This window comes from Subtercola boreus (assembly GCF_003399645.1).
Lineage (GTDB): Bacteria > Actinomycetota > Actinomycetes > Actinomycetales > Microbacteriaceae > Subtercola > Subtercola boreus_A.
On record NZ_NBXD01000036.1, the window covers coordinates 1 to 18664 of the forward strand.

Below are 18664 nucleotides of genomic sequence, written 5' to 3' on the forward strand. Positions count from 1 at the left end.
GTCTTCCGGACGACGCATCACGTTGCACCTGCCCCGCGCCTGGCCCTGGGAGGCCGCCTGGACAACCCTCTTCAGCCACGCTCTCGCGCCCCCACAAAGCTGAGCACCCCGACCGACCAGCCGACAAGGCGCGAGCAGAAACACACAGTGGAACACCCAAGGCAGCGAGGCCCACGGCTCCGCCGCGCCCACCCAGCACCACCAGCTCAAACAGGGACAGACAGCCCCTCACCTTAGAACATCGGTGGATTCAGGTTTAGGGGGTCGTGGTGGCTGCTTCGTCTTTGAGGAGCTGCGTCAACAGCGGTGGTTGCAGGTCGGGTTCGAACAGGCCCTCGTCGGCGGGTTCATAGGGCAGCGGGTCCCCGATTCTGTTCTCGTCGGTGGAGTCCGCGAACGGCCCCTCGGGGGAGAGCAGAACGCTCATGTGCGGGTCGCAGTGCTCGATCCACCACGCACTCATCCCGGCCTTCTCATCGGCGCGGGCAGCCTCCCACGCCCGCCATAGCGCCTCGATGCGCTGCTGGGCCTCTTTGCTCTCCCACCACGCCGCCTTCCACCGGAAGCCGGCACCGGAGCCCTGCGCGATGACACGGCGACGGTACGTGCCAATGAGCTGTTTCCGTACGAACTCATCCGCCGAACCGAAATGTGTTGTAACAACCGGTTCCCCGGCCGGTTGGTCGCCCTCGTGCGGAGCAGGGCGCGTCGGCTGGGCCTCGGGCTCGTCAGCCCCGAACGGGTCATCACTGCTCGTCATGATTGTTCGTCCTCTTCCACGGTCGTATCCGGCTCGGTGGCGGCGGGTGCGGGGCGGTCAGACGCCGGCGCACCGGTCTGGTACTGCGCGATCGAGGCGTTGATCTTCTCAACGAGGGGTTTCGGGCCGTCGAACCAGGGCACGGTGCGAAGCATTGCGGCGCGCGCCCCGGAAGACATCATGATCGCCCGCCCTGTTCTCCGGCCTTTCCGTGGCGTCGGCAGGGTGGAGAGCTCCGCGATGTCGAGGATCTTCTCCCGCTTCAGCGCGGTCGTGGTGGACCGGATGCCTTTGTTCATGCTCGCGGAGGTTGTTTCCCGGTCGTAGGAGCCGATCAGGTCTGACACCATGCCCAGAAATTCGGGCTCGGCGATACCGCCGGCGTACAGTTTCACGTTCGCTGCGGACCAGAGTTTCAGCATGCCCTCTTTCCCGAACACACCCACACCTTGGGACCAGGACTGGAACACGCTCATGATCGGGATGCCCCGGGACCCGTAGTGGGAGTACAGGTCGGGGAGGTCCCGCCACCGGCACACGTTCGCTGCCTCATCCAACACAGCGACCATCGGGGTCTTCAAGCGCCCCCCAGGAGACAGTGCCGCGAGTTCTTCCGCCGCCTCCACTGTCGCGGCCGTCAACGCCAGAACCAGCGGGCCGGCACTGCCCGCGCCTTCCTTCGACAGGCTGTACAGCGTCCCGGTGGAGCGGACGAACGCTGCCGGGTGAAACTCTGCCCGGGTGTCGCCTGCGCAGTGCCGGTTGACCCACCGGCGGGTCCCGGAGTCTTTCAGGCAGGATGCCATGCGGCGGGCGGTGGAGTACACCGAGCCTCGTTCCCGGTGCTCCAACCGGGTGGCGCCCTGCACACTTTTCGCCATCAGCGTGTACTCGCTTGCGGCGAGAATATCGCCGGCCGTCTCGTCCCCCGGTTTCGTGGTCCACTCATACACATCCGTGATCGGACGGTTATCGAGGGCTGCGGCGAGGAGGAACCCGGCGAGCAGTTCCCGGCCGGAGGGCTCGAAGTGCCCATCGGTCCGCGCGCCGAGCTCGCTGGACCCGGACGCGAAGTGCTGCGCGAGCTTCGCCGCCTTCGTGTCGTCGGTTACGTACGACAGCGGGTTCCACCACCATTTGGCTGGTTCCACGGCGACCTGTTGCGGGTCGAACACCCACACATCCCCGGCCTCATCGCGAATCCCGCGGGTCGCGTCGAGCACGTCACGTTTGTTCGAGGTCGTGACGACCGCGCCGGGAGCGGCGAGGATCGCGGGGATCACGAACGACGTCGATTTACCGACCCGGGGGCCGGCGAGCAGCAGCACCATGTCCTCGAACGAACAGAACAGTGCCCGCCCATCGGAGAGGAGATTACCGATCGGGATCCCGAACGAGTCCCGCACCCCGAGACGTTCCGCCTTCCGTTTCGCTTCCTTCCCCCGCATCTGCGACAACTCCGATGAGGTAGCCATGTGCCGGCTGCCCCAATCGACCTGTGTCCGATGCTTCTTCCCCGAATTCTTCGACACCAAAAACAGTGTCACCAGAAGTATCAGACCCGCGCTGATGCCGGCGAGGATCAGGGTTGCCGTTGCCGGCCACACCAGTACCCCCTTGGCCACGTCAACGACGACGGCAAAGAAGTCCGACGGGTCCGTGCTCATCCCCGGGTTCACCCCATCGGCCTGAGACCCGACCCTGACCGAGATATAGACCGTCAACGCGATGATCAGTACCGTCCCGGCCGCGAACGCGACCCCTAAACCGTTCCCCGCCTTTCCCGGCTCTCTCCGCCGGTTATTCATCGTGCTCACGCTCTTACTCCCTCACTCGTTCGATCCATGCACCCAATAATCAGAACGACGCTCATGGCAGGATCTCCACGTTCACGGGGTCGGTGGTGCGGCCGGCGCGGGAGGCGGTGTGCCACAGCTTGTTCGTGTCGTTCACTTCCAGCTCCGCGTTCGTCAGCTCCACCCGGATCGGGATCCCCGGACGCCCACCAACTTTGATGAGGAACCGGCCACGGCCGGGAGGCTCCGACTCGTGGCCGGATACGGGGTCCCACGCGGGCGGGTCCTGCCAAGAGGTGAGCATCGACTGTTCCGACAGCGACAACGGGACCGCCGACGTCAACAGCGGCATCTCCGCGCCGGGCAGGCCCCCGCAGACGACCATCCCGGAGCGTTCCACGAACCCCTTGGCCTTCATCTGATCCTCGGACGATGCCAGCGAGAGCAGGTCACTCATGGTGTGCGAGATCATCGCAAGACCAACACCACGCGCACGGTTCAAGCGGGTCAGCGCGTCGACGCGGTCGACCATGCCCCTCCCTGCGCGGAGCGCCCGCCACAGCTCGTCGAGGATGACGAAGTAATGCCGTCTCGGCTCCAACCCCGCATCCGCAAGTGCGGCGGCGACGTTCACGGTCCCGAACCCCGCCGACCAGCACGCCAGCAGGATCGCGGCTTGCAGGTCGCCTTCGGAGTCATCGATCGAGGACACGTCATACACAACCGGGCGGTCCCGCCGCATCGGTGTCGTCGTCTGCTGCGAGAACACCTCGCCAAGCCGGCCACCGGTGGTGAGCCCGATCAGGGACGCCTCCAGGTTCTCGGTGATCGCTTTGTACCGGGTCAGGTCGCCGCGGTCCAACGCCACTTGCCGGATCTCGTCCGGGGCTTCCTGGATGACCCGCAACAGGTCAGCGAGAACGGGCACACCGTCGTGGTTCTCGTCCAGGTACTTCAGTGCCCGGTCGATGATGGTCTCCTCGCGGTCGGTCGGCGGCTCGGAGCGGAGGATCGTCAGGAGGGCGGCGATCATCGTGTGCCGGCGGCCGTGAGCGTCCGCGAGGACCTGGTTCGCGAGACGCTGCAACTTCTCTGCCCGGATCCGCTCCCCGGTCGCCTCCCCCAGCAACCGGTCGATCTCCGCGGAACCGGTTTCATGGGTAGCCTGGGCGATGAGCGCATTCGACAGTGCCAGAGCGTCAGCCCCAGCGCTGGCGAGCCGGGACGCGGCGTGGTGCGCTTCCCCAGGGTCGAGGATGTTCAAATACCCGCGGCCACGGCCGAGGGTGATGACCTGCCCATCCAACGCACGAATGAGGTCCACGTAGTCCGGTTTCAGATCCCCAAGCACCAGCGGGAGGGTGCCGTACCCGGCGAGCCCTGCCGCCATCCGACGGGTCAGCGACGACTTCCCAAGACCCGGTTTGCCGAGAACGAACATCGACGGGTTCGAGATCAGGTTCGCGCGCTGGAACCACGAGATCGGGTCGCAGCACACCGACGCGCCCGTCGCGAGGTTCTTACCGAGCGGCACCCCGATCATGGGTGTTCCCGTACCGACGGAGAACGGGTAGAGCCCGCAGACCTGGACGGTCGTGGCACGGAACTCATCCGCCGGCTGGATGCTCACGGCCTGCCCGCCGCCGCGGCCCAGCCAGCCTGTCGCTGTTGGCCGCAGCGGCCGCTTCGGCACAGCCTCACGGGCCGTTTTCTTCTTGCCGCCCTCGTGCGGGATCGGACGGGCCTTTTTCGCCCGCTTCGGGGCCTCCCGCACCAACGGCGAACGGGCAGCCTGGGCGGCCGCCGAACCCTTTTCCACCGCCGCTTTTTTCGTTGCCGCCTTCTTCGGCACCGTTGCGTCTTGTTTCGCGCGTGCTGCCCGCCTCGACGGGGCAGCCACCGCACCGGTCGGCAGGCCGGCCTCAGCAGGCAGTAGCTCGCCGTTGGTGCCGTGCGTAGCGGTCACCGCGCCGTCTGGGGTGTCCTCGACTACCAGGTCTTCGTGGTGGCGGGTGAAGAGTTTGGATGCGTTGTTCATACTGAGCCTCCGTTGAGGGTGATCGGGGTAGATGCGGGTGTGAGGGGTTTAAAGCCCAGCGGCATCGGGCTACGCACCGATGCCGCTGGGTAATGGTCGGCGCCGGTCACAGCGCTTCCCTGACTTCGTTCGGGATCCGGAGGTGCCGCGGCAGAATCAAACCCAGCGGGAGTGCGGCCGCGAACGCGGAGTCCTGCGACCCGAACGCGGGCCGCATCCGCAACCGGGCGGCCGCGGTCAGCGAGTCGATCGCCGCGCGCGCGTCGGCCTCGTGAGCGCGGTCCGTGGTTGTCGCGGTGACGATCAGGCCGAAGTTCATCAGCCCCGCGCCCGAGGCCTCCTCCGACGCGGTCGCCTGCGCCGACCTGGTCGAGAGCGTCGACCTGGCCGTGGGCTTCGTCGACGCGGTGCTGTTGAACTGTGCCGCGTTCAAATCCGCCTCAACCAGCGCCGCAGCCCTGGCCGGGTCGATGGGCCGGTACAGCAGGGTGACCCGCTTACGGGCGATGTCACGGTGCGGGGCCAGGAGGCGGGCAAGGATGCCGGACTGCACGACACCGCGGGGCGGGCTCGTCATCGTCCACGACGTACTCACGGCGCCGTCGTGGCGGTAGGAGTCCCAGTGCGCTTCCGCAGCAGCCGGTCCCACATCCGTCCACGACAGGTCCGCCTTCTCTCCCGCCGCTTTCGCCTGATCGATCAACAGCGCAGCGTCCGGGTCGTACGCAACCCGGATCACCTCGCACAGCTCCTGAGCACCAAGCGGCCGCGCCGCACCAGCCCCGGTCGACGCGAGACTTGAGGTGAGCCCGGGAATGCGTGCTGCGAGATCCGCGGCTACCTCCGGGGCTTTCCGCTTCTTCCCACCGATCCGGGACGTCGCTGAAAACGTCAGTGCGATGTAGGCGCGGATCGTGGCCGACCCGACCGGGTAGGACTGCATCACCTCCGTCAAAATTGCCCTCGCGAACTCGGGGGCGTCCGGGTCCATCGACCCTTCCACCTCCCCGCGCAAGCGTGTTCCGGTGTCGGGTGCTGTTTCGATCGTCACGGAGGCCGCTTCGATGCCAGGTTCGTCGCCCAAATTGGAGAGCCAGATGCCGTATTCCGCGACCTGGTTATTGACTTGCTCCTGGTCGACGAGAGCCGCACCATCCGGCTCGGTAGCGAGAACGATGGTGTAATGCCGGGTGGCAGGGGTGCTGATCAGCGCGTATCGGCGCCCGTGGGAGTCCTCATGCTCGGTGAGCTGGGATGCGGCCGCGAGGCCGGGGAGCTGGAACGTGCCCCACTTCGCCCGGCCTGTCGGGCCGGAGCGGTACACGTTCGCTCCCTTGGATTTGGTGCGTAGCCAGTTCACTCGAACGACCGTCCTTCCCAGGGCTGATTGCCCATGCTTGTCTTTCACGGCAACCGTCAACAGGACGGCGCCGAAGATCCCCGCGACGATCAGCGCCGGGCCGAGGCCGGCGAACATCGACGCGATGATGGAGGCGACGATGCCAACGAACATGACGATCGTGGCCAGCTGCCCCAGACCCCCCAGGCCGGCGGTTTGGGGTTTCCGCCAGTTCCCGTACGTTCGCGGCGCCGTGACGGGCGCAGCTGTTGTTGTTGTCATGGGTTAGCTTCCGTTCTCGTTGCTGCCTGTTGCGTCAGCGGTCGCAGCCTTCACTGCACCCGCCGCCTGCTTTGCGCCGTCCGCGACTTTCCCGGCCGCAGCGACACCAATACCGACCGGACCCGCAGCCGCCGCCGCACCACCAGCTGCAGCGCCGCCCGCGGCCGCACCACCGCCGGCCGCAGCGCCGCTACTTGCGGCACCGCTGGCTACCGACCCGCCACTGGCAGCTGCCGACCCCGCCCCGGACGCCGGCGACAAGCCACCCTTGGCACCAGCGGCTGATGCGCCACTACCCGACGGGCCGTTAGCGCTTCCGCCGCTGCTGCTGCTTCCGCCGCCGTTGCTGGCACGGATAGCGCCGGTCGCCAACTCCCCGGCACCGCCGATCGCCGCCGCACCCATCAGGAGCCCAGCACCTCCACCACCACCCCCGCCGACGGAGGACACCGCGGGGACCATGAACCGCATCAGCGCCGGCAACGCGATCAACGCGATAAGCATCAGAGCGAGGCCAGTCACGATGTGGAACAGGCCAGTCTTGTCGGTCTTGAACGGGTCCGCGGCGACCATCCGGAACGCAGTCGCGTACACAATCGCCGCAGCGGGCTTGTAGAGGATGAACGCGATCGTCCACGCCAACACCTTCTTGAACCACTGGCGCCCCATTTCGGTGTTCGTGAACGACGCCGCGATCGGGAAGATGCCCGCCAAAAGGACGAGCATCGCACCACGGAACACCATCAGCGCGATCTGGATGTACGTCATCAGGACCGCGAGAATGCCCATCAGGAACAGCCCGATCAGGCCGATCGGTGACAGGCTTGTCAGACCGATGATGCCGGCAAGGGTCGTCCCGAAACAGTTCGATTCCCCGTTCGTCACATCGCATTCGAACGAACTGTTCAAGATCGACACAGAGAACTCATCCCCCGCGACCGTCGCGAGCCGGATCACGACCAACCCAGCGCCCGCGACCGCGATCAGGGTGAAGATTGAGCCCATAAGTTCCTTTAGCGGTGTCGCGCGTTGCGTCCACGCCATCCGGGCCGCAGCAATCAGGATCGACAGAATCGCAAGGCCTGCGGTGTACCACTCCAAATGCTGTTGCACCCACCCGACCACAGACGAAGCGTTACTGCCCCGCATCGCCTGGGGCAGGAACCCGGCGACCAAAGCGGAAGCGGACGACAGCAGCACCACCGCGATCAGGATCACCCCAATACGGCCCAGGTGGGCCTCACCGTCACCATGCCGGCGACGGCTCGCCATCATCACCCCCGCCACGATCAGCGACACGATCGCGATCCCTGCACCAACCCACGTGACGTAGCCAAGGATCTGCTCGAACGCCGCCGACCCCGCAGGAACCCCGCCACCATCGGAGCTGCCGCCACCGTCAACGACCGTGACAGGAGACGGGACCCGCACCCACAGCGTGCCAAGCGAACCCAAAGCCTTCCCGAAGCCCTCGAAAATGTTGTTCACGAACTGCTGCAACGCATCGTTCGACGCCTTCGAGATGACATCGCCCGCGGCCGCGGAAGACCAGCACGGGAAGTCCCAGATCTGGCAGGCCGGGCCCGGATCGGCGGTCATCATGACAGACCCGACCACGCGTTGTAACCGCCGAGGCTTTGCAGCACGACGGGGCGAAACGGGGGTTGTCCGTCGTCGGTGAGTTCGGCTTTCCAGTCCCCTTCGACCCATTTCATGGTGGATGCGAAACTCATCAGGGTTCCGTTGTTCAGGGTGAACGCGGTGTCGATCGTGGCCTCCGCCTCGCTGTAGGAGAGGACTTTGAAACCTGCGATCTGAACGGACACACCGCTGTTGCTTCTCGTGTTCTGCGCGGCCATAGCGGCGTCCCGGCCGGGACCCGGCGCGGTGTTCGCCGCGACCGCCAGCGGTGCCAGACGTGCGTCGGAACCCATAGCCCAGGAGTTGGCGACCGCGAACAGTGCGCCGGTTGGGGTGTGGGCGTAGCAGCTGCGCACTCCGTCAGCGTCCGTGACCCCGGGGCCTGCCGCTTTGCTGTTCGGGGCGGCCATGATCCCGACAATGCTCCACTTCGTTTCCGGGGCGGCTGTCAGCGTCCCAGCAGCCTCAAACCCGGCCAGCCCGCACACGCTCGCCGTCGCCGGGTCTGCCGTCGCGGTGACGGTGACGACCGATGTGGGAGCGGCAACCGCGTTGCCTTGGCTGCCACCCCCACCCGTGGAGGTGAAAGCGAGCAGAATGGCCGCGGCCGCGAGGGCGCCGACAGTGATCGCGCCGAAGATGAACCCTCGGCGGGTGAACGGGTTACGCGGTTCTGCGTCGCTCATAGTTGTGCCTTTCTTCGTGCGGGTAGGGGGACGCGGTTAGGCGCCCATGAGGAAGCCGACGATGGTAAACGCGGCGGAGATGATGATCACGCCCACCAGGAGCCGGCCGAGCCAGCCGCCGATCTCTCCGCCCTCACCGCGGCGGGAGGAGACCGTCATCGTGACGCCGAGGATGATCAGACCGATCACGGCGACGCCGAGGCCGAGCCATTTTGCCCAGCCCATGATCGTGGTGAACGCCTCGAACCCGGGAGGCATGGTGCCAGCCCCCGGGTCGGGGACTGCGCCGTGGACCTGTGCGAAGACGCCCGCGGTGGTGATGATGTCGTTGGCCGCTACCAAAAGAGACATTGTTCTTCCGTTTCTGTTTTTTGGGTGTTCACCACCGCGGTCGCGGGGCGAAGAATAGGGGGCACCAGTCAGGGATTGATGACCGGGCCGTCGGTGAACCCGACGTCGAAGTGCAGGTGCGACAGGGTGTCCTGGAACTGCACAATGTGGCTGTACGTCGCTGTCCGGCACTGCGACTGCCCCGCACGAGAACCCGCAGGCACCAACGGGTCTAGGACTGACAGCAGCTTCATGGAGTTCGCGTCGCAGCCGGTGAGGCCCTGGCCGTCGAGGGAGTAGAAGTCCACGGCGTGGCCGCCGCCGTTGATCCAGTGCGCGGACTCGGTGCCTGCGCCTTCGATCGAGCCGGTGCATTGCCGGTTGAGGTCAGAGACGCCGACCTTCGGGAAGGTGTTCAGCGCGATCGTGACGACTTGCAGGATGCGGACGTCGATGCCGCAGATGCTCGAGGCGGTCCCGTCAGCGACACCCCGGATCTCGGCCGCGTAGCGGTCCTCCGCGAGCACCAGGCGCCCCTCCCCCATCGCCGTTACCAAGCCAGCCGCCAGAGCCCGGGCATCGCCCGAAACAGAGCAACCCCCTCCCCCCGCTGCTCCCCCGGCGGCGCCGGTGAGGTAGGTCATGATCGCTACGGCGTCGGCCCGGTACTTCGTGTAGTGGTTCGGGTCGGCGTTGCCCTGGACTTTGTTGATCGCCAGAGACGGGTCCATGGCCTCCCACCCGGCGACACCGGGGAGGCGGGTGAAGAACAACCCCGCAGAGGTTGTCGGGTCCATCCGCTGCGCTACGGTGCCCCAGGACGATTGCTGCTGGAACAGACCGATCGAGTCCGCGATCGACCCGTCCGGGTTCGTCGCCCCGTCACCGTAGGTGATGTTCACCAACGAGGACTCACCGATCGCGGTCTGGACACCGATGGTCTGCGCGGCTGCCGGCAGACCCGCGGTGACTGCCGCGTTCGCGATCAGGGCCGCGTTCACGAGCTGGCCGCGGTTGAACGCACCAACCTTCGCGTCCGCCGCGATCCCGTCGACGCTGATCTGGCTGCCTGTCCCGACGGTGCACGCAGATGCCGACCCGGCACCGAAGAACAGCACAAACAACGACAGTGCGACAACCAGCACCGGCACCATCACGACCGCGACAACCCCAACTCCGCCCTTGGCAGCCATCCGTTATTCGCCAGCCAGGGGTGTGATCTGCTCCACCAACCACGGACCAGTGACCTCGGTCCGGTGAACGTATACCGAGTAATCGCCGCCGTTCGTTGGAACGATCACCCGAACAGTGAAGGTGCCATCCCCGTCACGAACACGAGCAGCCCCGGTCACAGCAGTGCAGGGCACCCTCGCCGGATTCACCGTCTCGTACGCGACCGCGGCCGTCTGGCTGAGGTACGGATACAGACCATTGATCCACGTCTGGAAATCCAGGGTCGGCCGGCAGAACGCCGTCACCACACTGGTCGCGATCGTCGTCGCCTCATCAGCGACCGCGGGAGACGCCGAAGGCTGCTCAGCGGCATGCGGAACTGTGGGTGTCGGCATCGCGGACGCGGTGACCGGGACGTCGGATGCCGGCGTTTGGGAACTAGTGACACTGGTTACTTCGCTGGTAGCCGTCTCTGAAACAGGACCGTTCGACGGAGCACACCCCGCAAGGAGAGACGCGATTGATATCGCCACCCCACCAGCAATCGCAACTCGTGTACCGCTCATCGCGGGCCTCTTCTCCTTGATTTCGCTAGATCCAGCTAAGTTGTATCTTACAAATGTCATCATATATATTACGAACGTCTTAAGCGCGTAGTGAATGAGGGAAGGAGCCGTGCGCCATGATTGAGGACATGACTCCGCGAATGAACTGGGCTAACGATGCGCCCCGTTCTGCCGAAGTAGAGCAGGCGGTCAAGGTGTTCGGGAACAGAACCAGCCTCGGAATAATTCGCTACTTGGCAACCATTGACCGCGCGAACTATGGGGCTCTGTGCAAAGCCCTCTCGGCTAGCGATGCAGCTATTTCGACACACCTCCGAGCGCTAGAGGCGGCCGCGGTGGTCGTCGGCGACATCCCATCGGGAGAGCGAATTGGGCGCTCAGTGAACTACTCACTCGACCCAGAACGGGTACGCGTCTTGAGCGCAGCGCTGCTGCGCTATGCGCTTGGTTCAGGCGGCTCGCTTCAGTAGCCATCTCCTGCGCCGTCAAGCGACGCTTCAGTGCGTACATATGCCCCCTCGCGTTCGCGAGGAGTAGCCCTCGCTCTCACGACCCTATCAATATAGGGGTAGAGACTCTACTATTTTACGCAGGGTGCGGGTTTGGTTGACCTAGTCGCTGCTCCTGGAACCGAACCACGCCGTGATCGCCGCATCAAATTGTTCCGGCCCGACGTTGTATTCCCACGCGTGCATGGCCTCCGTGCTTTCGAATAGCTCGGCAACTCCCGGATTCGCGGAAACAGCCTTGTGCGAGAGCTCGACCGGGATCTTCTCGTCGCCACGAGAATGGATGATCAGGCACGGGACCTTCATACGAGGCCCGGCCGTCCAGTCCAGATCATCGAAGTCAATGGGCTCAGGAACGCCCACGATCCTGCTCAACCGGCGCCCACCCAACGCTCGCATAGCGAGGTCGCCGCAGAAGCGCGGCAAGCCGGCGGTGTGAGCGCCATGACGAATCGTGCTGCGCCAATCTAGCGCCGGGGAGACAAGAACCGTGCCGGTTATTTTGTCTGCATACCGAGATCGTTCAGCGGCTAGAAGCACTGTGCTCGCTCCCATTGACCAGCCGAACAAAACAATCGATCGAGCACCATGATCTACGGCGTACTGAATCGCGGCGTCCACGTCGCGCCATTCGCGCAACCCCAGCATGGATGCGCCTCGCGGAACCTCTGGCCCCTCCCCGTCGCCCCGGTAAGACACGACCAGCGATGTATAACCCAGCGCACGCGGAGCGGGAACGGTGCGTAGTGCGTTGATACGTGTCGTGCGAATACCGTGAACGTGTATTGCCCACATGCCGTTCTCGTTCTCGCCGCCCGCTGGCGGAATACGCCACGCGGGCGCTTCCCCGCCCTCAACCTGGATCATCACATCCTGGTACGCCGGATCGATATATGCGGGCCCGGCAAACACGTTCCCCTCCCATTGGGAGTAGCGCGTGGGTGTCGGGTGCCCTCCGATCGAGGCGACTATCTCGCGTTCTACCCGCTTTCGATCTTGTGAGTAGATCGGGCCGACGATCGCGTGGCCCTGTCTGTCGTTATACGCCAACCCGAAGGTCCCAGGGTGAGTCGTTCGCCGGTTGGCCTCAAGGGTGATTCGATTACCGCTCACGCCGTAGACACGGACGTTACGGAACGCCCTGGGCATCACCACGACCCGCGCAAACTTGATTGTGAGCGCGAAGAGGGCGCCGCCGGTGACGGCCACCGCGGAAGCGGCGAGCACACATTGCGACTTCATCGTGCCTCCGCCATTCCCAGCTCGCGGGTCACTAGGGCTTCGGCCCGCGAGAGCACGCGTCGCTCGCGGGCGGTGAGCTGCACGCGGCCGGCCACTGTTTCGTCATGAATGCTGATGAGGAGGTCATAAGCCACTGACAGCTGCGGGCCACCAGTTGCGGGACCGTCCTCCGCGGTGGCTGAGGTGAGCCCGGCGCGCTGGGTGATGCGCGAGAGTTGTCGGATTGCCAAAGTCATTTGTGTTTCGCGATTCCATTTTCGTACCGTAAAGGACAGGATTCCAGCGACGATGAGGATCACTCCTAGGTAGAAAAACGGGTCGAACAGCGCGTAGCCGAGGGCCTGCGTGCGCGCATCCACCGCATGTGCATGCGCGATAAACAGCCAGACGATTTCGTTGATGCAGGCCACGATCGCAAGGGCTCCCCCGACGACGAACGGCCAGTAAGCCACCAGTCGGCGCCGGCGCACCGCGAGCATGAGCTGCAAGGAAATGCCGCCAATACCGGCCAGATAGATGCTCGCACAAAGCACGGCGGCGAGCTGATCGACGTTGTCGTGAATGAACGTCGGGCTCGTCGGACCACGATCAATGAAGAGGAAGGCCACGGAAAAAGCGACGAGTATTACCCCGAGTACCCAGTACCGCCGCCGTGAGTGAGGAGTGTCCTCACTCTCCTGGCTGGCTGCCGCCTGAAGCACAAGCCAGAAGGCCGTCGTCGCAAGGAGGTTCTGCACGAGGTAGATAAGGTTCGTTCCACCCAGGGCGCCATCGAGTACGCCCAGCGGTATCACGCTCCCTAGCGTGAGGAGCGCAAGCGCTCCCACTACGGAAGCGAGCCACGACATCCGCGCGTGAGGGTTACTGCGCGCAGATCCCACCCGCAGGACCGCTACAAGGCACAGGACGGCGAACGCCACTGTTTGCAGGGTAACCATTCAGCCGAAGGACTTCTCGCCTGCCGCATACCGGGGGCGCAGCAGAGAACGACCCAGCAGGCGGGCCAGATTTTCGGCCTCACCTTCGATCGTTTCTGATCGCTCCGAGGCAACGCGAACAGCTTGCGGGTTCACGACGCGCCCGCGAACGGTGGCCCCGTCGCTGATAAGTGACTGCACGACCTCCGCGGAAGCAAGATCGCTGCACCCCGGATGGCGGTAGATGATGTGTGCCAGCTCGTGAAGGATGCAATGGGTTCGATACAAGTGGGTATCGGTCGCGCGAACAAGCACGAGGTCACTGGCCGGGTATGAAACCCACAGAGCGGTTATTGTTTCCCACCGCTCATCGCCGAGCGGCTCGATCATGACGGGCTTACCGCTGATGTTGGATACCCGTGTTACCAGCTCCTCCATGTTTCGCGGGCCCCCGAGGCCGTTGTCTTCGAAGATTCTGGCGCACCGGTCGGCAATGTCATGGCCCCCCTTCCACATGCTCTCGGTCATTACCTCATTGTCTCCGGTCGATTGATCTGATTGCTTCCGTAATAGCGATCAGAGCGCTCGGAGAAACTACTCCCAGCGCTCTTGCCGCCACCGAGTTTGCGCCCGACTCGGTAAGCGCACGTTGAAAATCGACCTCCGCCTCGACGCGTTGCGCGACCTCGTTGGATCCGAGCTCGAGCAAGTACGCCTCACTCACATCGAAATGGCCGGCAAGCGCTGTCAGTAAGGAGTGCGCCTCCTGGCGGGGCCCGGTTGCAGAGAGCAACGCAGCCCACTTCTCCTCAGTGATAGCTGCTCCCCCGGCCTGCAAGGCAAGAACAGAATCATCGGCGTGTGGGCCGGCAGCGAGAAAGCCCAGCCGCCGTGCCAATTCCAAGCGGTCGACAGCAACTAGTTTGTCCGCATCATCCTCATCAGTTAGAGAAGTCGCGATGGTCATCAGAGCTGCTGGCGACACGTTGAACACCAAGGCAATCTTCTCGATGTCATTCGTATCAAACGTGGTATCGCCGCGAAGACGCAGGTAGAAATAGTTCGGAGAGAACCCAGCTCGCTTGATCAGCTCGACATTCGTCATACCCGCTTCATCGCGCAGCCGAATAATGGCCTTCACAATCTGCCGCGAAAACGGCGATGGTGCTCCAGTCAATCGTCTACCCATTTTGCAATAGTAACGATGAACTCTCTCCGCACATAGAGAGCAGTTCCGATTGCGGGCCAGGCGCTTCCAACGCTCACGTCCAGCGGGTAAGTTTTGGAGTCGATGGTCAGTGTGTCGAAATTGATAGAGCTAAATTACCTATTTGGGGGGTGTGTCGCGTGGCGTTAACCGCAGTGGTAGCAATATGTTGGAGGAATGGTGGCGCCGAAGCGAAAAAGAGGGTCGATGATTCGGCCTATTTCCCTGGGCTGGTCTGTGGAACAGGCCTCCCGCGATGGCGTCGACCGTATGGCGCAGCGCGCGAACGTCTCCTCGGCTGTGTTCTTTGAGCGCATGGTCGAGCACTTGGAGACCGAGCTGACGGCGGAGGGTCTTCCCTTCTGGTGGCCGTCCGAGCCGACTCTCGCTGACGAGGAGTTGCCCATTAACACCGATTAACGAAAGAAGCCCGTCGTTCCCACGACGGGCTTCCAAAAGTTTCGTAGCTCAGAACCCTCACGGTTTGCCGACTCAGAGGTTCGAGCTAATCCAACGAAGATTCCGGTTTATCAGGCCGGAGCCTTTGCTGTACCCGAAGGAATCACCCTAAGGAATGCACTCATAGTAGCTCATACACACAGATATGTGCCATTAGCTCACCCAGTAAATGGCTTCGGCGTGTCCTCCAAAGTGTGGACCGCCTGGACTCTGACGCGCCAGATCAACCCGCGCGAGCATGTCGGCACGATGAAACGTGACGCCTATGGCCAGCTCCCTGAGAATTCCTACCCGCGCACCCACCGTCTCGGTCCACTCCAACCCACGGTGCCGTGGCTCGTGCGTCTGGCTGACGACGCCGGCACCTTCCGGCTGCTCTGTTTCGATTTCGACGGCAAAGACGCCAACGGGGTCTCCCCCGACCTCATGGAGCAGGCTGCTGACGATTGCGACGCCCTGGCCAGTACTCTCGACCAGCTCGGCATCGCGCATGTTGTCTGCCAGTCTTCCGGCACTGGTGGCCGGCACCTTTGGGTCGCGCTCTACGGGTGCTCTGCCGGCACCGTGGCGGCCCTGGCGGGCGCTGCGCGGGCGAATTTCTCGACGCTTGACCATGGGATGCTCTGCAACCCTCGCACGGGCGGCGCTAGGCCGCCGTTGTCGCCGCACAGGGACGGTAGCAGCTCTACCGTACTCCGCGGCTTCCTCAACACGCTCACAGAGCCGTCGACGTCGACGGACGACATTGTGGCGCTGACCGCGCGCTTGAACGCCTCGCGGCCCGCTCCGCGGCCGGTTGAGTCCAACCCCTCCGGCCCCGTCGACGCCGGCTACAGCTCCCACCGCCCGCTGCACGCCACCGGGCAGGCGCACATGGCCACCGTGAACGGTGGCAGCAACCCGTCGTGGACGGGTTTCATGTGCCTTCTCGCGGCCGCGTCCGCGGGATGGTCGTTGGCCGACGTCGCCCGCGAGGCGCGCACCGCTCCCGGGATGGAGCATTACCGCACCAAGAACACGACCCGAGGCCGGAAGGCGCGCAGCGCGGCCGAGGCCGCTACCCGCCTCGAGCGGCAGTGGGCCAAAGCGCAGCACTACTCAGCGCTACAGGCCCCGCTCCCCCGCCGCCAGGCACCTGTTGATCTGTCGGAGCTGACAGCAATCGTTAACGTCACAGACGCCCTCCTGACCCGGTTCCGCGTCTCTCCCGGCCGGTGGGGCCGTACCGAGGCGGGTATCAGCCAGCGCACGATCCTTAGCTGCCTCGCGTACCTGTCCTTACAGACCGGGAAACGCACTGTCGCCGCGTCGACCCGTGACCTGGCCCTGATGGCAGGGCTTGGCCGGATGACCGCCGCACGCGCCCTCACAGCCCTCGCAGACACCGGATTCCTCGAACGGGCAAGCCTCAGCGACGGCGGCAACGCCGCCGAATGGCGCCTAACCTCCGACTTTTCCACAGCTTACGGAACGGTTGGGACACAACCATTAGATAACCCCCGCCCCCCTACCGAATTGTTCAACCTCAGAGCTGCACTCCTGACCACGTTGGAACGCCAACTCACCGAGGGCCGGCACGACCTGTTCACCAGGCCTGGGCTTGGTCATCTCGCCGGCCAGCTCTATGCCCTCTTCGCGCAGCACCCTGCGCTTACTGTTGAGTCGGCCGCCCGGCTTCTAGGCGTCACTGCCCGGCATACGGCCACGATCCTCTCCCGGCTCCGGCACCACCGCCTCATCATGAAGCATCCTGACGGGTGGGCTAAGGCGAAACGAGATCTCCGTGACCATGCAGCCCGAATTGTCGGGGTCGCCGGCCTGCTCCTTGACCGGGTGAGCCGGTATCGAGCCGAACGAGACGTGTGGGCATGGTGGCAGGCCGAGGTCGACCAGATGAACGCAGCACCCAGGCAGCGCAGTCGGCGCCCGCACGTATCGAGCCGAACCCTGACGTTCGTTGAAGAAGCGCCAGGTGAACGGTCGTGGCCCAGATACCCTCGTGGCCACGACCGTCGAGGAGATCACCGGACGGCCAGGCAGCTCGTCGACGACGGAGCACTACAACCCGACGCCCGATGGAAATACCTCGGGCATGCTGCTTAGGGTGCCGAGCCGGAGGGTGCGTCTCGACGGTCAGCCAGCGAAGACCACGCGAGTTCGACAAGGCTCCTTCAATGTGGCATTACTTATTTCAGTAAATACTTGTTAACGTACTTCCGCAACCAAGTAGTTACGCACTTACTTGTTTACTCAATGCGTAATTGCGATAGCGTCACTGTATGAACGTTATTACGATCACAAATCTCAAAGGCGGCTCGGCCAAGACGACAAGTGCGGCATACCTCGCGCACGCATTCGCAGCTCAGGGCAAGAGTGTGCTCATCATCGACGCGGACCCGCAGGGCTCGGCTCTGCAGTGGAGCGAGGCGGGGGAGTGGGATATTCCAACTATCGCGCTGCCCGTTAAGAACCTGCACACCAGGCTCATCGGAATCGTGCCGTTGACCACGGATATTGTGATCATCGACACCCCGCCACTTGATGAGCAGGCGGGTATCGTCTATTCCGCTCTGCGCGCGGCAGATACGATCGTCGTCACCATGGCACCGACCATGATGGAGTTTGGCCGGCTGCCCGACGTATGGGCTGCTATCGAGGACACCGCCTCTCTCAGAGACACTGCCCCAACCGTCGCCGTGCTCCTGAATCGGACGATCACTAACGCGAACTCGACGCCGATGTTTCGTGAGCTGATCACCGAGAGCGGGCATGCCGTCTTGGAGACAACCATTCCCCGGCGTGAACCTATCGCCCAGGCGTTCGCCGCGCCGGTTACCGAACTCGGCAAATACGCCGACGCGGCACTGGAAATCAACAAGCTCGGAGCAAGCAAATGACAGCTAAAGATGTAGCGGCACGAGCTGCCAAACTATCCACCCGCAACCCCTCTCAGCGCCCCGCGGCCGCCGTCGACGCCAGTTCCACCGACGAGGCGCCGCAGCCCACCCGCAGCGCGGCCAGGAGTGCCCCGCGTGCCAAGCCGGTACGCGTCAGCACCGACCTTGCACCGCAGTCCTACCGGGCACTTCTAGCGTTCTGCGCGGAGCTGGCAGAGAGCACCGGGCGCGCCCGCGTTCCACACGTCGAGGTCATCCGCTCACTCATTTTGGAGCTGGAATCTAGCCCTGAGCTACGGGCCACTATCCGCGCGTCAGTAATTCAGCAAATGAGTAAATAAGTAATTGCGGACCACGGGGGGCCTTATTCCTTGACAAACTGCGTTTGCCTTTCGTTCTGCGGGGATTGTCCATTCCGGTCTGTCGGCGTCAAGCTGTCGTCGCAGTTTCGGTAAATTCTCTCTCCACCGCTTTGCTCCTCCGCGAGATTTTCTCTGCCAACGGCTTCTTTGGGTTTGACCCCGGCAGTCCTTCATGAGGGCGGAAGACCGCCGAAAGGCAAAAGAACTTGGGAGAGAGAAGAAAGGGCGCTCATGATGATCACCGTCTACAGCAAACCGAATTGCGTGCAGTGCATCGCCACCTACCGTGCGCTTGATCGGAAGGGGATCGTGTACCAGGTCGTTGACCTCACCGAGAGTGCTGCCGCGATGGAATATGTGACGCAGGAACTCGGCTACAGCCAGGCGCCCGTTGTTGTGGTCGATGAGCACGACTACTGGGCGGGGTTCCGCCCCGACAAGATCGAAGCGCACGCAGCAT

General features: G+C 64.1%; 18 protein-coding genes. 6 read left to right on the forward strand and 12 right to left on the reverse strand.

The genetic code is table 11. From position 1 onward, the window contains the following. Positions 1–256 precede the first annotated feature (256 nt). From B7R24_RS16545 to B7R24_RS16580, 8 genes are all read right to left on the reverse strand, one after another. Complete coding sequence (locus B7R24_RS16545) at positions 257–760, reverse strand: DUF4913 domain-containing protein (RefSeq protein ID WP_116420108.1); 504 nt, start codon at positions 758–760, stop codon at positions 257–259. Continuing rightward, on the reverse strand, positions 757–2568 hold the full coding sequence (locus B7R24_RS16550) for a type IV secretory system conjugative DNA transfer family protein (RefSeq protein ID WP_147305003.1): 1812 nt from the start codon (positions 2566–2568) through the stop codon (positions 757–759). The genes B7R24_RS16545 and B7R24_RS16550 overlap by 4 nt, the downstream gene beginning before the upstream one ends. A 61-nt stretch (positions 2569–2629) precedes the next feature. Next, positions 2630–4249 carry an ATP/GTP-binding protein gene (locus B7R24_RS16555; protein WP_437123538.1) on the reverse strand — a complete coding sequence of 540 codons (1620 nt, stop codon included), beginning with the start codon at positions 4247–4249 and terminating at the stop codon, positions 2630–2632. A 451-nt stretch (positions 4250–4700) separates the two neighbouring features. After that, positions 4701–6215, reverse strand: coding sequence for an SCO6880 family protein (locus B7R24_RS16560; RefSeq protein WP_172582888.1), 1515 nt, complete (start codon positions 6213–6215; stop codon positions 4701–4703). 3 nt (positions 6216–6218) lie between these two features. After that, positions 6219–7817 (reverse strand): hypothetical protein, encoded by a 1599-nt coding sequence (locus tag B7R24_RS16565; protein WP_147304090.1) that lies wholly within the window; start codon positions 7815–7817, stop codon positions 6219–6221. Further along, positions 7814–8542, reverse strand: a complete 729-nt coding sequence (locus B7R24_RS16570; RefSeq protein ID WP_116420111.1) for a hypothetical protein — start codon at positions 8540–8542, stop codon at positions 7814–7816. Before B7R24_RS16570 ends, B7R24_RS16565 begins: the two co-directional genes overlap by 4 nt. A gap of 36 nt (positions 8543–8578) precedes the next feature. Beyond that, the gene (locus B7R24_RS16575; protein WP_216363759.1) at positions 8579–8893 is read right to left on the reverse strand and encodes a hypothetical protein; all 315 of its coding nucleotides are present in this window, start codon (positions 8891–8893) and stop codon (positions 8579–8581) included. Positions 8894–8961: 68 nt separating this feature from the next. After that, positions 8962–10065, reverse strand: coding sequence for a hypothetical protein (locus B7R24_RS16580; RefSeq protein WP_116420112.1), 1104 nt, complete (start codon positions 10063–10065; stop codon positions 8962–8964). Between the two features lie 163 nt (positions 10066–10228). Here B7R24_RS16580 and B7R24_RS17415 point away from each other — a divergent pair, with 163 nt between their 5' ends. After that, on the forward strand, positions 10229–10702 hold the full coding sequence (locus B7R24_RS17415) for a hypothetical protein (protein WP_147304091.1): 474 nt from the start codon (positions 10229–10231) through the stop codon (positions 10700–10702). A gap of 49 nt (positions 10703–10751) precedes the next feature. Continuing rightward, entirely contained in the window at positions 10752–11081 is a 330-nt protein-coding gene (locus tag B7R24_RS18470; protein WP_367302633.1) for an ArsR/SmtB family transcription factor, read from the forward strand. A 141-nt stretch (positions 11082–11222) separates the two neighbouring features. Here the strand turns inward: B7R24_RS18470 and B7R24_RS16595 are convergent, their stop codons facing one another. The 4 genes from B7R24_RS16595 to B7R24_RS16610 form a co-directional block, all read right to left on the reverse strand. Beyond that, positions 11223–12362, reverse strand: a complete 1140-nt coding sequence (locus B7R24_RS16595) for an alpha/beta hydrolase (protein ID WP_116420115.1) — start codon at positions 12360–12362, stop codon at positions 11223–11225. Next, positions 12359–13156 (reverse strand): hypothetical protein, encoded by a 798-nt coding sequence (locus B7R24_RS16600; protein WP_147304092.1) that lies wholly within the window; start codon positions 13154–13156, stop codon positions 12359–12361. The genes B7R24_RS16595 and B7R24_RS16600 overlap by 4 nt, the downstream gene beginning before the upstream one ends. A 144-nt stretch (positions 13157–13300) precedes the next feature. Beyond that, the gene (locus B7R24_RS16605; protein ID WP_116420117.1) at positions 13301–13807 is read right to left on the reverse strand and encodes a hypothetical protein; all 507 of its coding nucleotides are present in this window, start codon (positions 13805–13807) and stop codon (positions 13301–13303) included. Between the two features lie 4 nt (positions 13808–13811). Further along, complete coding sequence (locus B7R24_RS16610) at positions 13812–14468, reverse strand: helix-turn-helix domain-containing protein (protein WP_147304093.1); 657 nt, start codon at positions 14466–14468, stop codon at positions 13812–13814. 255 nt (positions 14469–14723) lie between these two features. Here B7R24_RS16610 and B7R24_RS16615 point away from each other — a divergent pair, with 255 nt between their 5' ends. From B7R24_RS16615 to nrdH, 4 genes are all read left to right on the forward strand, one after another. After that, positions 14724–14906 carry a hypothetical protein gene (locus tag B7R24_RS16615; RefSeq protein ID WP_172583004.1) on the forward strand — a complete coding sequence of 61 codons (183 nt, stop codon included), beginning with the start codon at positions 14724–14726 and terminating at the stop codon, positions 14904–14906. A 219-nt stretch (positions 14907–15125) separates the two neighbouring features. Further along, positions 15126–17048, forward strand: coding sequence for a hypothetical protein (locus tag B7R24_RS16620; protein WP_253259528.1), 1923 nt, complete (start codon positions 15126–15128; stop codon positions 17046–17048). Positions 17049–17224: 176 nt separating this feature from the next. Next, positions 17225–17842, forward strand: coding sequence for a ParA family protein (locus B7R24_RS16625; protein WP_116420121.1), 618 nt, complete (start codon positions 17225–17227; stop codon positions 17840–17842). 593 nt (positions 17843–18435) lie between these two features. Then, positions 18436–18664: glutaredoxin-like protein NrdH (gene nrdH / locus B7R24_RS16630; protein WP_116420122.1), on the forward strand; the 229-nt coding region annotated here is incomplete at its 3' end.

What these genes read in the sequence shown, in the direction of transcription:
- B7R24_RS16545 (WP_116420108.1), bottom strand. Translation starts at nt 760, where the DNA reads ATGACGAGCAGTGATGACCCGTTCGGGGCTGACGAGCCCGAGGCCCAG.
- B7R24_RS16550 (WP_147305003.1), bottom strand. Translation starts at nt 2,568, where the DNA reads ATGAATAACCGGCGGAGAGAGCCGGGAAAGGCGGGGAACGGTTTAGGG.
- B7R24_RS16560 (WP_172582888.1), bottom strand. Translation starts at nt 6,215, where the DNA reads ATGACAACAACAACAGCTGCGCCCGTCACGGCGCCGCGAACGTACGGG.
- B7R24_RS16565 (WP_147304090.1), bottom strand. Translation starts at nt 7,817, where the DNA reads ATGATGACCGCCGATCCGGGCCCGGCCTGCCAGATCTGGGACTTCCCG.
- B7R24_RS16570 (WP_116420111.1), bottom strand. Translation starts at nt 8,542, where the DNA reads ATGAGCGACGCAGAACCGCGTAACCCGTTCACCCGCCGAGGGTTCATC.
- B7R24_RS16575 (WP_216363759.1), bottom strand. Translation starts at nt 8,893, where the DNA reads ATGTCTCTTTTGGTAGCGGCCAACGACATCATCACCACCGCGGGCGTC.
- B7R24_RS16580 (WP_116420112.1), bottom strand. Translation starts at nt 10,065, where the DNA reads ATGGCTGCCAAGGGCGGAGTTGGGGTTGTCGCGGTCGTGATGGTGCCG.
- B7R24_RS18470 (WP_367302633.1), top strand. Translation starts at nt 10,752, where the DNA reads ATGAACTGGGCTAACGATGCGCCCCGTTCTGCCGAAGTAGAGCAGGCG.
- B7R24_RS16595 (WP_116420115.1), bottom strand. Translation starts at nt 12,362, where the DNA reads ATGAAGTCGCAATGTGTGCTCGCCGCTTCCGCGGTGGCCGTCACCGGC.
- B7R24_RS16605 (WP_116420117.1), bottom strand. Translation starts at nt 13,807, where the DNA reads ATGACCGAGAGCATGTGGAAGGGGGGCCATGACATTGCCGACCGGTGC.
- B7R24_RS16610 (WP_147304093.1), bottom strand. Translation starts at nt 14,468, where the DNA reads ATGGGTAGACGATTGACTGGAGCACCATCGCCGTTTTCGCGGCAGATT.
- B7R24_RS16625 (WP_116420121.1), top strand. Translation starts at nt 17,225, where the DNA reads ATGAACGTTATTACGATCACAAATCTCAAAGGCGGCTCGGCCAAGACG.